At 27.9% G+C, this 14772-nt stretch carries 13 protein-coding genes; 4 read left to right on the forward strand and 9 right to left on the reverse strand.

Annotated elements, in window-relative coordinates:
- Window positions 1-26 precede the first annotated feature (26 nt).
- The 5 genes from rfbD to rfbA are packed head-to-tail and all read right to left on the reverse strand — an operon-like array spanning window position 27 to window position 4352.
- Window positions 27-869 (reverse strand): dTDP-4-dehydrorhamnose reductase, encoded by an 843-nt coding sequence (gene rfbD, locus CNEONATNEC86_RS19120; RefSeq protein WP_159136662.1) that lies wholly within the window; start codon window positions 867-869, stop codon window positions 27-29.
- Between the two features lie 12 nt (window positions 870-881).
- Window positions 882-1862 carry a glycosyltransferase gene (locus CNEONATNEC86_RS19125; RefSeq protein WP_243145366.1) on the reverse strand — a complete coding sequence of 327 codons (981 nt, stop codon included), beginning with the start codon at window positions 1860-1862 and terminating at the stop codon, window positions 882-884.
- Window positions 1837-2856, reverse strand: a complete 1020-nt coding sequence (gene rfbB / locus CNEONATNEC86_RS19130) for a dTDP-glucose 4,6-dehydratase (RefSeq protein WP_159136663.1) — start codon at window positions 2854-2856, stop codon at window positions 1837-1839. Before rfbB ends, CNEONATNEC86_RS19125 begins: the two co-directional genes overlap by 26 nt.
- Before the next feature lie 23 nt (window positions 2857-2879).
- Window positions 2880-3428, reverse strand: a complete 549-nt coding sequence (gene rfbC, locus CNEONATNEC86_RS19135) for a dTDP-4-dehydrorhamnose 3,5-epimerase (RefSeq protein ID WP_159136664.1) — start codon at window positions 3426-3428, stop codon at window positions 2880-2882.
- Window positions 3429-3470: 42 nt separating this feature from the next.
- Window positions 3471-4352 carry a glucose-1-phosphate thymidylyltransferase RfbA gene (gene rfbA, locus CNEONATNEC86_RS19140; protein ID WP_159136665.1) on the reverse strand — a complete coding sequence of 294 codons (882 nt, stop codon included), beginning with the start codon at window positions 4350-4352 and terminating at the stop codon, window positions 3471-3473.
- Window positions 4353-4586: 234 nt separating this feature from the next.
- Between rfbA and CNEONATNEC86_RS19145 the strand changes: the two genes are divergently transcribed.
- The 4 genes from CNEONATNEC86_RS19145 (at window position 4587) to CNEONATNEC86_RS19160 (ending at window position 9756) form a co-directional block, all read left to right on the forward strand.
- Entirely contained in the window at window positions 4587-5720 is a 1134-nt protein-coding gene (locus CNEONATNEC86_RS19145; protein WP_159136666.1) for a glycosyltransferase, read from the forward strand.
- A gap of 68 nt (window positions 5721-5788) precedes the next feature.
- The gene (locus tag CNEONATNEC86_RS19150) at window positions 5789-7216 is read left to right on the forward strand and encodes an undecaprenyl-phosphate glucose phosphotransferase (protein WP_159136667.1); all 1428 of its coding nucleotides are present in this window, start codon (window positions 5789-5791) and stop codon (window positions 7214-7216) included.
- A gap of 128 nt (window positions 7217-7344) precedes the next feature.
- Complete coding sequence (locus tag CNEONATNEC86_RS19155; protein WP_159136668.1) at window positions 7345-7668, forward strand: V-type ATP synthase subunit I domain-containing protein; 324 nt, start codon at window positions 7345-7347, stop codon at window positions 7666-7668.
- Between the two features lie 237 nt (window positions 7669-7905).
- Window positions 7906-9756, forward strand: coding sequence for an O-antigen ligase family protein (locus CNEONATNEC86_RS19160; protein WP_159136669.1), 1851 nt, complete (start codon window positions 7906-7908; stop codon window positions 9754-9756).
- 152 nt (window positions 9757-9908) lie between these two features.
- Here the strand turns inward: CNEONATNEC86_RS19160 and CNEONATNEC86_RS19165 are convergent, their stop codons facing one another.
- The 4 genes from CNEONATNEC86_RS19165 to CNEONATNEC86_RS19180 form a co-directional block, all read right to left on the reverse strand.
- Window positions 9909-11087, reverse strand: coding sequence for a cadherin-like beta sandwich domain-containing protein (locus CNEONATNEC86_RS19165; protein ID WP_159136670.1), 1179 nt, complete (start codon window positions 11085-11087; stop codon window positions 9909-9911).
- A gap of 158 nt (window positions 11088-11245) precedes the next feature.
- Window positions 11246-12358, reverse strand: a complete 1113-nt coding sequence (locus CNEONATNEC86_RS19170) for a cadherin-like beta sandwich domain-containing protein (RefSeq protein ID WP_159136671.1) — start codon at window positions 12356-12358, stop codon at window positions 11246-11248.
- Window positions 12359-12489: 131 nt separating this feature from the next.
- A complete protein-coding gene (locus CNEONATNEC86_RS19175) occupies window positions 12490-13701 on the reverse strand; it encodes an N-acetylmuramoyl-L-alanine amidase family protein (protein ID WP_159136672.1) in 1212 nt (403 codons plus the stop codon).
- A 141-nt stretch (window positions 13702-13842) separates the two neighbouring features.
- Window positions 13843-14652, reverse strand: coding sequence for a transglutaminase domain-containing protein (locus tag CNEONATNEC86_RS19180; protein WP_159136673.1), 810 nt, complete (start codon window positions 14650-14652; stop codon window positions 13843-13845).
- Window positions 14653-14772: the final 120 nt, after the last annotated feature.

Here is a 14772-nt window from a genome sequence, read left to right on the forward strand (position 1 = left end):
CCTATTTACCTGAACAACTAGCTTAGTTATTTTATAATCTCAACTAAATATCTATTCAAAGCATCTTCCCAACTTGGCAATAATTTAAATCCATTTTCAATCAAGCTATTTTTAGACATTCTAGAATTGAATGGTCTAGTAGCCTTAGTAGGATATTCACTTGTTGGAATAGCACTTATTTTACAGTTCATCCCTGCTTTATTCATAATTTCTTGAGCAAATTCTGCCCAAGAGCAAAAACCTTCATTAGTTGCATGATATACTCCATACTTTTCTGATACAACCATCTCACATAAAAGTGGTGCTAAATCAGCTGTATATGTTGGACTTCCTATTTGATCACATACTACATTTAAACTTTCTTTTTCTTTACCAAGTCTAAGCATAGTCTTTATGAAGTTGTTTCCATTAATACCAAATACCCAAGAAATTCTCACTATAAAATATTTTTCTAATATTTCTTGTACTTTTAATTCACCTTCATATTTTGTTTTACCATAAACAGAATGTGGTTCTATATGTCCATTCACATCAAAAGGTTCATCACCTTTTCCATCAAAAACATAATCTGTAGATATGTAAATCATCTTAGCATCTATTTCTTTACATGCCTTGGCTATATTTTCAGTACCATCTACATTAACTTTCTTACATATTTCTCCTTCATCTTCTGCTCTATCAACAGCTGTATATGCTGCACAATGTACTACACCTTCTGGTCTTAATTTTATAATATATTCATTAACAGCCTTTGAGTCTGTTATATCTAATTCATCTTTATCTATTCCTAAGCACTCTATATTTCTTTTATTTAGTTCTTTAACCACATCATAGCCTAATTGTCCATTAACTCCAGTTACTAAAATCATTATCTTTCCTCCTTACAACATTCCTTTTTTAGCTAACTTAATAATATATTTAAATATAAAATTCGGTATAAAAGGTAATACAATCTCTATTAATATAGATACCTTGTGAAAATCCCTATATTTTATCATAATTTTCAAATCCTTAATTGAAACTCTAGTCGAATAATTTTTTCTTGCTTCAATCCATTTTATACTATTTTCTATATAATTTCTTAATTCATCAAAACTTGCAAGCCTTTTTTTATAAGCAACATACCTATAATAAAAATCATGTATTCTCTTTTTGTAATAGCTTTCTTTATCATATACATCTTTTAATATGCCAGTCTGATTATCACTATGTTGCCTATATCTCACAAGTCTTTCATCTACAAATTCTATCTTTCCATTTAAAGCTGCTATAATGGCAATCCATTGATCATGCACTAATTCATCTAAAAATGGCATTCCTTTTAATGCTATATCTTTTCTTACAATCATAGCACATCCAGTAACAAAATTACTTATAAGCAAATCTTTTGCTAACCCATATCCACTTTTATAAATAATTCTTTTTCTAATATCACGTATACTTTCATGTGTCTTTTTGCTATTTTCGTCTATTATAGAGAGATCTGAGCATACAAGAGTCACATCTTCTTCACTGAATTTTTTCATCATTAATGCAATTTTATCTTCTCTCCAAATATCATCCTGATCACAATAAGCAAAATACTCACCATTGCCCATCTTTGTAAGTTCTTCAAAGGCAATATTTGATCCTTTGTTTTCTATCCCTCTAATTATTTTAAAGGAAAAGTTAGTAATATTACTAGCAAATAATTCTTCATTGACTGGATATTCTGGACAGTCATCATATACTATTAACTCCAAATTATTGTAACTTTGCTCATTTAACGAAATGAGCTGTTCTATAAGCCATTTTTCATTTGGCTTATAAACAGCTAATAATATTGAAACTAGTGGTTTATCTATTTGCATACATTTGCTCATAGTAATTTTGATACTCTCCACTAATAATATTTTCCCACCAAGCTTTATTATCTAAATACCACTTAATAGTCTTTTTTATTCCTTCATCAAATGTTGTCGTTGGTAACCAGCCAAGTTCATTATGAATCTTAGTAGGATCAATAGCATATCTCATATCATGCCCTTTTCTATCTGAAACATATTTAATTAAATCCTCTGACTTACCTAATTCTCTTAAAACTGTTTTAACTACTTCTAGATTGCTTCTTTCATTATGTCCGCCAATGTTATATACTTCTCCAACTTTTCCATTATGAATGATTAAATCAATTGCTCTGCAATGATCTTCAACATAAAGCCAGTCCCTAACATTTTCTCCTGTTCCGTATACAGGTAGCTCTTTATCATTCAAAGCATTAGCTATCATTAAAGGTATCAACTTCTCTGGAAAATGGTATGGTCCATAGTTATTAGAGCATCTTGAAATTGTTACCGGCAATCCATATGTTCTGTGATATGCTCCTACTAAAAGATCAGCAGATGCTTTACTTGAAGAATATGGGCTTGATGTATGTATTGGAGTTTCTTCTGTAAAGAAAAGATCTGGCCTGTCTAATGGTAAATCGCCATATACTTCATCTGTTGATACTTGATGGTATCTCTTTATCCCATATTTTCTACATGCATCCATAAGTACAGCTGTACCTATAATGTTAGTTTGTAAGAATATTTCTGGATTTTCTATTGATCTATCCACATGGCTTTCTGCAGCAAAATTAACTACCATATCTGGATGCTCTTTTTCAAACATATCATATACAGCATTTCTATCAGCTATATCAATTTTATAAAAAGAAAAATTAGGATTATCTTTTACAGGTGCTAATGTCTCCATATTACCTGCATATGTTAAGCTATCTACTACTACTATTTTATAATCATTATATTTATTAAGCATATAGTGAACAAAATTACCACCTATGAATCCTGCTCCACCAGTTACAACAATTTTCATAAAATATTCTCCTTAATCAATAATTATTCATATATAAATGTACAATCGCTATCCTTTAAAAGTGGTGCTTTTTTATCTTTTTCTGAAAGAATTGGATTATCTATTCCCCATTCAACACCAATTTCAGGATCATCAAACTTAATACTTCTATCACTTTCATGATTGTAATAATTATCTGTTTTATAAACGAACTCTACATCATCACTTAATGTTACAAATCCATGTCCAAATCCTCTTGGAATAAATAACTGCTTTTTATTTTCCGCTGAAAGCTCAACTGCCACCCATTCCTTATATGTTGGTGAACCTTTTCTTAAATCTACAGCAACATCTAAAACAGCACCTTTTACTACTCTGACAAGTTTAGCTTGAGCATGTTCTCCATTTTGAAAATGTATTCCACGTAATATTCCTTTTCCTTTTGAATATGATTGATTGTCTTGTACAAAATCACAAGCTATTTCTGGAGTCTTTCTAGCAGAGTAGGTTTCCATAAACCATCCTCTTTCATCATTAAAAACTTGTGGTTCAACTATATATACACCTTTAATTTTTGTTTCTGTTAACTTCATTTTTTTAAACACTCTCTTTCAATAAACTATGATAACTAATGTTTAATATATAACTTTTCCTTCTGCCACATTCTTTAAATGCTGACCATACGGACTTTTTCCATAAGCATTTGCACTTTCAAGTAACGTTTCTTTATCTATCCATCCATTTTTATATGAAATCTCTTCTAAACAAGATATTTTTAGTCCTTGTCTATTTTCAATAACCCTAACATATTCAGAAGCTTCTGATAAACTATCCACAGTTCCTGTATCAAGCCATCCATATCCACGGCCCAATGTAAGTACATCTAATCTTCCTTCTTCTAAATAAATCTTATTTAAATCAGTTATTTCAAGTTCTCCTCTTGCTGAAGGTTTTAAACTCTTAGCATATTCACATACTTTATTATCATAAAAATAAAGCCCTGTAACAGCATAATTTGACTTTGGATTTTCTGGTTTTTCTTCAAGTGATATTACTTTTCCATCTTTATCAAATTCGACTACTCCAAATCTTTCAGGGTCTTCAACGTAATAACCAAATACAGTCGCTCTTCCTTCATTTTCAACTGCTTTTTTAAGCTGCTTTGTAAGTCCATTTCCATGGAATATATTATCTCCAAGAATCATAGCACAGTTATCATTACCAATAAATTCTTCACCTAAAATAAAAGCTTGTGCTAACCCATCTGGAGACGGCTGAGCTTTATATGATAGATTAACTCCATATCTTGATCCATCACCTAATAATTTTTCAAAATTAGGTAAATCTTGTGGTGTAGATATTATTAATATATCTCTTATTCCAGCAAGCATCAAAGTAGATAATGGATAATATATCATTGGTTTATCATATATAGGTAATAGTTGTTTTGACGTTACCATAGTTAATGGATAAAGTCTTGTACCACTACCACCTGCAAGTATTATACCCTTAGTCAAAATATCTCACTTCTTTCATAATCTATTTTTATACAATTCTTTCTCTATTTTAACATATTTCATTATATAAATAAACTAATATTGCTTATTCACTCATATTTAATAAATCTTTAAGATTATCTGCTACAATGTAAATTGTATATCTATTTACAAACATTTTATATACACTTACAATTAATTTAAGATTCAATTTATAATATATGTAAATCAAAATATATTAGGAGATTTTTAATTATGAAAAAAATACTTTTTGCAGCATCAACTTTATCTCACATAGAAAACTTCCATATTCCATACTTGAAATATTTCAAAGATAATGATTTTGAAGTACATATTATGGGAAAAGGAAATAATAAATCACCTATACCTTATGTAGATAAAGTTATTCCCATAAATTTTGAAAAAAATATGTTTTCTTTAAAAAACTTCATTAGTGCATTTAAAATTTCTAAACTTATTAAAAAAGAAAAATATTCTACTATAAGCACACATACAATATTAGCTTCATTTTTCACTCGCTTAGGTATAATGCTTTCATTAAAAAAGCACCCTTTAGTAATTAATACGGTTCATGGATATTTATTTGATGAAAATAGTAATTTTATAAAAAAAGTAATTATGATTCTAGCCGAAAAATTTGTTCGTCCAGTAACAGATACTATTTTAGTAATGAATTCAACTGATTATGAAATTGCCAAAAAGTATAATCTATATAAGAAGAATTTGTATTCAATAAATGGTATGGGAATAAATGCATCAAAGTTTCCTTTTTCTACAGAAGAAAACAAATCATATTTAAGAGAAAAATATAATATCCCCAAAGATGATTTCTTATTAATTTATGTAGCTGAATTTTCTAAAAGAAAAAATCAAAAATTTCTAATCGAAAGTTTGAAAGGCTTAATTAGTGAAGGATATAATAATGTAAAACTGCTTTTGCTTGGTGATGGGGTTCTTTTAGATAATATGAAACAGTATTCAAAAACTTTAGGCATTGAAGATAATATTATCTTTAAAGGATATATAAAAGAAGTATGTAATTATTATCAAATTTCAGATATCTGCGTTTCTTCAAGCAGAATTGAAGGATTACCTTTTAATATAATGGAAGCTATGTCTACTGGTCTGCCTGTGATAGCATCTAAAATAAAAGGTCATATAGACTTAGTGAATCCTGGAGAAAACGGATTTTTATATGAATATAATAATATTAATGAATTTTGTAACCATGTGAAGGTATTATATAATGATAGAAATTTATTAAATAATATGAAAATTTCTAGTCATGACTTATCAAAAAATTATTCTTTGGAATCTGTGTTTACTGAAATTACTAGAATAATGATAAATGAGATTAATGATATATAATTTACAAAATCTAAATCCACCTTTACAATTAATATTATAAAATCATTAAAGGAGGCTGAATTCAAGAGATGATAAAAGAAAATCAGACATTATTAAACAGAATAAATGCTTTAAGCGATATTTTAATTTTATTTATCTCAATATCTTTAGCGTATTTTATTCGTTTTTTCATTCTTAATCCTGCTCCTGGAGTTGCTTATATAGACTTACATAAATATCTGCAATTTACACTTATAATAATACCAATAAATATTATAATATATTACTTTTTACATCTTTATGATTCTTTTAGGACAAAATCATTTTCAAAAGAACTTTCAAACATTGTTAAAGCAAATACTATATTGATTGTTGCTTTGCTTTCTATACTATTTACTGTTAAGCTGGTACATTTATCTAGATTAGTATTAGTTATATTTTATTTTATAAATATAGCCCTGATCTCAGTAAAAAGATATACTCTTAGAAAAGTCTTATGGAATATACGATCAAAAGGTTTAAATCTAAAACATGTTATTATAATTGGATCAGGCCAAACTGCAAAGGAATATCTTAACATAATAAAAAATAATAAAGAATATGGATACAACTATGTTGGGTATGTTTCTAATAATCTTGATTTTGATGGCGAAAATCTTGGAACTTATTGCGACTTATTAGATATTTTATTAAAACAGAAACCCGATGAGGTTATTTGTGCACTAGATGTTGAAGATGCCAAATATCTAGAAGACATTGTATCTGCATGCGAAAAAAGTGGTACAAAGATCTCTATAGTACCTTTTTGTTATAAATACATACCAAGTCAGCCATACATAGATGTAATTGGACACATGCCATTAATTAATATTAGAAGAATTCCTTTAGACAATTTAGGAAATGCTTTTTTAAAAAGAACTTTAGATATATTCGGTTCATTATTTTTAATTTTAATTACTAGTCCAATTATGTTATTTACAGCAATAGCAATTAAGTTAACTTCTCCTGGTCCTGTTATATTCAAACAGACTCGTGTTGGCTTGAATAAAAATCCTTTTATTATGTATAAGTTCAGATCAATGAGAATTAATTCAGAATCTAATACAGCATGGAGCACAAACGTTGATCATAGGAAAACTAAGTTTGGATCATTTATAAGAAAGTTTTCTATAGATGAGCTTCCTCAATTCTTTAATGTATTAAAAGGAGATATGAGTTTAGTTGGTCCAAGACCTGAGCTGCCACATTTCGTTGATACCTTTAAAGATGAAATTCCACTATATATGGTTAAGCACCAAGTTAAACCTGGCATAACAGGACTTGCTCAGGTTAATGGCTATAGAGGTGATACTTCAATTAAGAAAAGAATAGAATATGACATTTATTATATTGAAAATTGGAGCATTTTTATGGAAATAAGTATTTTGTTTAAAACTGTATTTAAAGGTATTAAGAATAATGAAAAGCTAGAGCTTAAACACAAAGAAATATCACAAAACAAAACTATTAAAAGATAGAATATTTCTATTTTTTAATGTATATACTATTAACATATTATTTGCTATAATATTCTCACTAGAAATTGTTTTTACAAAAGATAAACTAGAAATTATTATTAAAATAATGTAAAGTGAGGTTTTTATTTATGGATAATCAAATCTTAGAATTACTACAATCTATGAATTCAAAATTAGATCAAAATGCTTCATCTATTGATAGCATGAAATCTGATATTACTGAATTAAAAGCTGATATCACTGAATTAAAAGCTGATGTCTCTAACATAAAATCCGAAATCAAAATTATGAATACTAAGATTGATAATTTAGAACAAGGTCAAAAGGATATTAAAATCACAGTAGCTTCCATAAAATCTAATATTGAAGAAATGACCCAAGATATGCATAGAGTGGAAGTCGCAACTGCAAAAAACTGGGCAGATATTGCTCAATTAAAAGCTATAAGATAAATTTTAGGATATATGAAATAAAAATTTTTCATATATCCATTTTTATAATCTAAATTATTAATTAAATAACTTTATTAAGAGTATCTTAAAAATATATAAATAAGATAACTATATAATAGTCAAGCTTTACTCAAAATGCTATAATAGAAAATAGTTTAAGCATATTTAATACATGTAATATAATTACTTATTAATGTTGAATATGACTTCTCAAAAATAAAATATAAGAAATAGGATGTGTTGACTTTGGAAAATTTGAAAAAGTATCTTAAAGAAAATCCCATTGGTTTTTTCTTGCCTATATCTTTTGTGCTAGCTATAGTTCCATTAATAGTTCGTGCAAAAGAAGTTAAATTAGATGAATTTTCTCAAACAATATGGGGTGTTTCTACCCAGTATGAATTATTTTCACAAAATAAATTTCTTTTACTAGCTATATTTACCATAATTTTAATCATTATTTCAGCAATTTGTTTTAAACAAATTTTCGAAAAGAAAGATAAAATAATACATATTATATTAGCACTAAGTGTTGTATTTTTATTATTCTGTCTGCTTTCATCTATTTTTTCTCCTTATAAGCATATAGCATTTTGGGGTGTATATAATAGAGCTGAAGGTTTTATAACTATTACTTGTTACTTATTATTATTTATATATTCAATTTATACATTTAAAAGCACTGAAAATTATAGATTTATTATAATTCCAATATTGATTGTAGTGCTTATAAATGCATTTTTAGGAATGTTTCAATACGCTGGTCAGGATTTAATAAATACTGAACTAGGAAAACTAATTTCAGTTCCAAACAGTATTATTGAAAAAACTGGTGGGCAGTTTAAGTTACTATATGGTGAAGGTGGTAAACTTTATGGTACATTATTTCACTATAACTATGTAGGAAGCTTTGTTGCCGTTCTACTTCCAGTTATTTTCTGTTCAATGTTTATTGAAGATGATGTTATATATAAAATAGTAATTGGAATAGGCTTTTTAGCTGCACTTTGGTTATTGTTTGGTAGTACATCTCGTGGTGGCTTAGTTGGAGTACTAGGAAGTATATTCATTGCCATTATAATGTTTGGGAAATTAATATTTAAAAATAAAAAACAGCTTCTAATAGGTATAGGCTCTATCGCTGTTATCATTATAGGTCTTAACTTTATGACAGGTGGAAGTGTATTTTCAAGAGTTCCTTCGCTTTTTAAAGATGCGTTCAGTATTTTTAGTAATACAAGCGGTGTTAACTATAAAGATTTAGTTCCTGTTAAAGATATAACCAATGAAAATGGCGCTGTTCAAGTAGTCTTCCAAAATGAAACATTAAATATTTCATTTGAAGATAATAAATATAAATTTACTGATTCTTCTAATAACAGACTTTCAATCTCTAAAGGTGAGGACTGTTATTTATTAAATAGTAATGCCTTTGCTAATGTTTCATTCAAGCTTTTTAAATCGTCTGAAGCAGCTGATAAAATGGATATACTACAATTATCACCTACAGGTGATAGCAAAATATCATTCTTATTTAAAGTAAAAGAAGATGGTAGCATACATTTAATAAATCCAGCTACTTATGAAGATATGGATATAGAATTTCCTAAAACATTTGGTTTTGCAGGAAAAGAAAAATTAGGTTCTATGAGAGGTTACATTTGGTCAAGATCTATTCCATTGCTTAAAGATAATCTAATACTTGGTAAAGGTCCTGATACATTTGTACTTGAATTTCCTCAAAATGACCTTATAGGCAAATACTACGCTTATGATACACCAAATATGACTGTAGATAAACCTCATAACTTATATCTACAAATAGCATTAAATAATGGCTTAATTGCATTAATTGCCTTCCTTGGAATAATGCTAATATACATTATTGACAGCTTAAAATTATATGCATTAAAGAAAGAATATAAAACTTCTGAGCTCTTTGGAGCTGCTATATCACTAGGTGTTATAGGATATTTATTAGCTGGAGTATTCAACGATTCAGTCATAAGTGTTGCTCCAATATTCTGGATTCTTTTAGGGGTTGGAGTTGCTGTAAATTATATGAACAGAAAAAATGCTAAAGCTTAATAAAGCTAATTAAGTCAAAATAATGAGCTGAATGAAAATTGGTTAATAGCCTTCATTCAGCTCTATTTTTTATTTGTAACTAAACCTTAAAAATTTTTATTAATTCATGATAATAACTTTCTATTTCTACATTCCATACTGTTTTTCTCTTATTATTTTACCCAAGCACCATCATTTCCTAATCTATATCCATCTACTACAGTATTCTTAGTCATAGATCCTGTATTTGTATTTAGATAATACCATTTATTTTCTAGTTGAATCCATCCTGTTTTCATTGCACCATTTTCATCAAAATAATACCATTCGTTATTTATATTTTTCCAGCCTTTAGCTAATGTTCCATCAGAATTTCTATATAGCCATGCTGCTTGCTGAACATTTATGGCTTTATTATTACTCTCATTATATTTTATCACTGTATTTTGTGATGAATTATTTACAGTATCAGCCTTAGATACATTATTATTATCATTTTTATTTGTAGTAACATTATTTACAGCTTTACCTCTAACTATGTTTAAAAAGTATTCTCTTTTTACATAATTGTCACCAATTACAGATACCTTAACTACATTTTTCCCTTTTTCAAGATTAACATCCTTTTTATATTTATCATCGCCTTTTTTATCTAATGTATCACCATTTACCTTTACTCTATCCCCATCTGTTTTAGGCACAGCTTTAATTGTAAGATACCCTATACTCTCATCTACATTAATATTATATATAGTTTGATTTTCATCAAATAAAAAGTCAATCTTCTTACCATCATTAAGTAATGATATTCTATCTAAATATACATCACCTTTAGCGCCATCTAATTGATTTTCTTCTTCTTCAACATAAGTGTCATAATCTTCACCTTCATCACGATCAACTACAATCTCATACTCCTTAATATCATCATCATCAGATGCAGCTTTGGAATCATATATTCTTATAAATATTTTTTCTTTACTATCGCTTTTTATATTGATAGCATCATTTATGCTATTTAATTTTTCTTTACCCTCCCCAACAAATACTCTAATATCTGCTGCTCCAGTCTCTATAGTATCAATTTTTATAGTTTTTTGATTACTTGATAAATGACAATATATAAATTCTGGAAGCTTATCATATTGATATATTTTATTTTCACGTTTATAATTACGACTTGAATACAGCCCAACTCCTGATTCCCCTGACTTTAATCTTAATTGAGATATAACATCAGATGATACAGCATATACAGCATTGTTAAAATCCAGTAGATTAATATTAGTCATTACTCCAAATGACATTACTACTGTTATAAATACAGTTATTCTTTTTATATATTTTTTCATTTTCATCACCTCTATTATATAATTATACAATATTCTGTATACGTTTAACAGCGATTCAAATATATTAGTGTATATTCTATAAACTTTTATAGAATATACACTAAATCAATAGCTCCGAAATATTAAACTTTTTTATAACATTTTATTGATCATTGTCACTACTTAACCAATGCACCTCTGCTGTCCAATTGATACCACGTTTTTCCTAAACATATCCACCCAGTTTTTCTTTCGCCACTAACTAAATCAAAATAATATTGATTTCCACCTACATTAGCCCATCCTGTAACCATATTACCATCAGCGCCTAAATAATAGCTCTTTCCCCTTGCATCTGTATACCAGCTATTCTTATATAGATTTCCATTTACATCATAATATTGCCATTTTCCATTTGTATACTTCCATCCATTGTTCTTAGCTGAGCTAGTGTTACTAGATGTACCTGTTGTGTTTGATGTAGTATTATTTGATGAAGTTCCATTTGTTGAAAGTCTAGTAACATTTATAACATATGTTCTTTCATTTTCTTGATCTTCATCACTTACTTCTATCTCTATCTTATTCTTTCCTTCTTTTAAAGATACCTTAGTTTCCCAATCATCTTCATCCTTAACTCTAGTTCCATTAACCTTAACCCTGTCATCATCATCTTCAGGCTCTGCGGCTATTCTAAGGAAGTTTACTTTATTCTCAACTTCTATATTATATTCAGTTGTTTTTTGTTTGAATCCAAGTTTTACAGTATCATAGTTATAAGTTAATGTAATGTCATCTAGATAGATATCATCATCTATGTCATCATCATCGTCATCGTCTTTTTCAATTTTTATGCTGTAAGTCTCTTTAAGAGTATCGCCTTCAAAAACCTTTACTTTTAATGTAGTATTGCTTGAAGCTTTTACTTCTTCATCTAAATCAATCTCATCACTACCCTTATATATCTTATAAGAATATTTACTATTATCTGTTAAATCAACTTTTGTTATTTTAAGTTTTTTTACACTGTCAGATACTTCTCCATAAAGACTTGTAGGAATTTTATCGTCATCATCTAACTTACTTAATTTATAATCACTCTTACAATTACTCTTAGTGTATAATGTTACATTTTTATCTTTATTTGTTTCTACTTCAATCCCCTCTAAATATCCACTTCTAGTTGCAGCCTGTACTTCTTGTGCACCTATAGATAATGTTGTAGGAACAACTCCTGAAATTATATTAATAGCTATAGCTAGTCCCAATATTTTCTTTAATCTTTTATTCATATTTTCCCCCTCCTAAATTACAAATATATCATAACATTATATGTAATAATATATACATATATTATACTTTAAAATAAAGCTGCTTCAGATTAAGATATTCTCTTTATTGAAACAGCTTTATTAATATTATTTTATCTTATCCATGCTCCACTAGGCCCTAATTTATATCCTTGAACAGTTGTATTCTTAAGCATAGCTCCTGATGCATTTAGATAATAGAATTTTCCATCTTTATCTTTAAACCATCCTGTTTGCATAGCACCAGTACTATCTAAATAGTACCAAGTTCCACCAACATTTTGCCATCCTGTAGTTTTAGCTCCATTTGTACCTAAGTAGTACCATTTAGAGTTATTGAATAACCATCCTGTTGCCATAGAACCATCTGCTTGTAGATAATATGTTTGTCCATAAGTTCTATCATAGAACCAAGTATTCTTTGTAGGCGAACCATTAGCATCATTATAATACCACTTTCCACCTGATTGAACCCATCCAGTCTTTACATTATTATTGGTTGTACCATTATTTGAAGAATTATTATTTGTTGAATTTGATGAAGAACTTGATTCTCTAGTAATATTTAATGTATAGTCCCTCTTATCTCCATCATCATTTTTTATTTTAACAACAATTTCATTTTTTCCTTCTTTTAATGAAATCTTCTTACTTTGCCAATCATCATCATCATCTACTGTAGTACCATCTATTTTTACTGTATAATCATCATCTTCTGGCTCTGCAGTTACTTTAACATAACTTACTTTGTTTTTAACTTTTATATCAAAGCTTGACTTATCTTCATCAAAATCAAAATCTATATCATCACCATCATATTCTAAAGATAAATCATCTAAATAAATATCATCATAATCGTCATCGTCATCATCGTCATCATCACCATCTGCTCTTTTTACTTTTATAGTAACTTTAGATTGTTCTTTTCCATCTTTATCTTTACTTATTACATAAAGAGTTTTTGTTTTTCCTTTTTTGATAGAAATATCCTCTTTATTGATATCTTCATCATCATCATCTTTATCAACGACTTCTACTGTATAGTCACTTTTTGCTGTTGCAGTTATTTTAAATTTGCTTGTACTTTCTGATAACTTTATATAATATTTATCTATACTATCCTTGTAGCTTGTCTTTGAAGAATAGTCTGATTTTTTATACATTGTTCCCTTACTAGATTTAATATCTTTGATACCTTCATTATCAGAAGAAGCATATGCTGCTTTTGTACCAAGATTAAATGGTAGTGTTGTTGGTGCTATTGCAGAAAAAGCGCTTACTGTTAACGCAACAGCAACTATTTTAGTAATATTCTTTCTATTCATTATTTCTTTCCTCCCTTTTAATATCTTAATTATAATTCTATCATTGTACAATATTACTGTAAATCTGGATTTTCTTAAATTATCCTTAAAAAATTCCTTCTACCATATTATACAATATTTTTAAATGCTTTTAGTACTTTTTTATAATTTTTCTTGCCAAATATAGCCTTGTGATTGTAAATAATCTTTAGAAACTAAAAAATATTTATTACTTTTAGTAGTATCATTATTTGTTATATCTAGATAATACCAAATCCCATTAACTTTTACTTTATTCCAAACATGTTCTCCACCATTTAATGTTCCTTCAATTATTCTACATTCTAGTCCAGCATATTTCATCATTTTATAGGCAGTCATAGAGTAGCCTTGACATACTGTCTTTGATGTTTTTAATGCTGAATATACATTTATTCTATTGTACACTTCCTCAATATAATTTTCATCTGTTACTGCACCTGAATTTACCTTTGTAACTCTGTCTAAAAGATCATAATCATATTCATATCTATTTACTAAATAATCATTGATAGCCTTAACTTTCTCATAATCACTCATATTATTTCTAATTATAGAATTAGTAATTGTTTGCAGCTCTGCATCAATATAATCTTCTTCTTCTTTTGTTGTCATAAAATCAGTATTAACTGTAACCTTTATATTCTTTCCATCATCGCTTGATGCACTGTATCTTATTCTACTCCATGATTTGTTTAAATAATCATCCTTTGAGTATGTATTTTGTATTTCTTTAATTAAAGATTCTTTTATATCATCTTTATCTCCAGAATAGATAAACGAATACGTTGGCTCCCTATTTAAAGCACTATTATATACCTCATCATCAATTTCAGATAAGTTGTAATATTTATATGTAACAGCATTAGCGCAGAATGATACTGTTTGAGTTATAGTTAAAGCTGCTAATAATATTTTAAATGATTTTTTCATAGCGAATACCTCCTTAATATATATGTAGATTAAAGGCTTCTTAGTTTAAATCTATTATTGTTAACCAAGAAACCTTTAAAAATTAAATCATTAAATCTTTTCTTATTTCAAATTATTATT

Source organism: Clostridium neonatale, assembly GCF_900465025.1.
In the GTDB taxonomy this organism is placed as follows: Bacteria; Bacillota; Clostridia; order Clostridiales; family Clostridiaceae; genus Clostridium; species Clostridium neonatale.

What these genes read in the sequence shown, in the direction of transcription:
- rfbD (WP_159136662.1), bottom strand. Translation starts at nt 869, where the DNA reads ATGATTTTAGTAACTGGAGTTAATGGACAATTAGGCTATGATGTGGTT.
- CNEONATNEC86_RS19125 (WP_243145366.1), bottom strand. Translation starts at nt 1,862, where the DNA reads ATGAGCAAATGTATGCAAATAGATAAACCACTAGTTTCAATATTATTA.
- rfbB (WP_159136663.1), bottom strand. Translation starts at nt 2,856, where the DNA reads ATGAAAATTGTTGTAACTGGTGGAGCAGGATTCATAGGTGGTAATTTT.
- rfbC (WP_159136664.1), bottom strand. Translation starts at nt 3,428, where the DNA reads ATGAAGTTAACAGAAACAAAAATTAAAGGTGTATATATAGTTGAACCA.
- CNEONATNEC86_RS19145 (WP_159136666.1), top strand. Translation starts at nt 4,587, where the DNA reads ATGAAAAAAATACTTTTTGCAGCATCAACTTTATCTCACATAGAAAAC.
- CNEONATNEC86_RS19150 (WP_159136667.1), top strand. Translation starts at nt 5,789, where the DNA reads ATGATAAAAGAAAATCAGACATTATTAAACAGAATAAATGCTTTAAGC.
- CNEONATNEC86_RS19155 (WP_159136668.1), top strand. Translation starts at nt 7,345, where the DNA reads ATGGATAATCAAATCTTAGAATTACTACAATCTATGAATTCAAAATTA.
- CNEONATNEC86_RS19165 (WP_159136670.1), bottom strand. Translation starts at nt 11,087, where the DNA reads ATGAAAAAATATATAAAAAGAATAACTGTATTTATAACAGTAGTAATG.
- CNEONATNEC86_RS19170 (WP_159136671.1), bottom strand. Translation starts at nt 12,358, where the DNA reads ATGAATAAAAGATTAAAGAAAATATTGGGACTAGCTATAGCTATTAAT.
- CNEONATNEC86_RS19175 (WP_159136672.1), bottom strand. Translation starts at nt 13,701, where the DNA reads ATGAATAGAAAGAATATTACTAAAATAGTTGCTGTTGCGTTAACAGTA.
- CNEONATNEC86_RS19180 (WP_159136673.1), bottom strand. Translation starts at nt 14,652, where the DNA reads ATGAAAAAATCATTTAAAATATTATTAGCAGCTTTAACTATAACTCAA.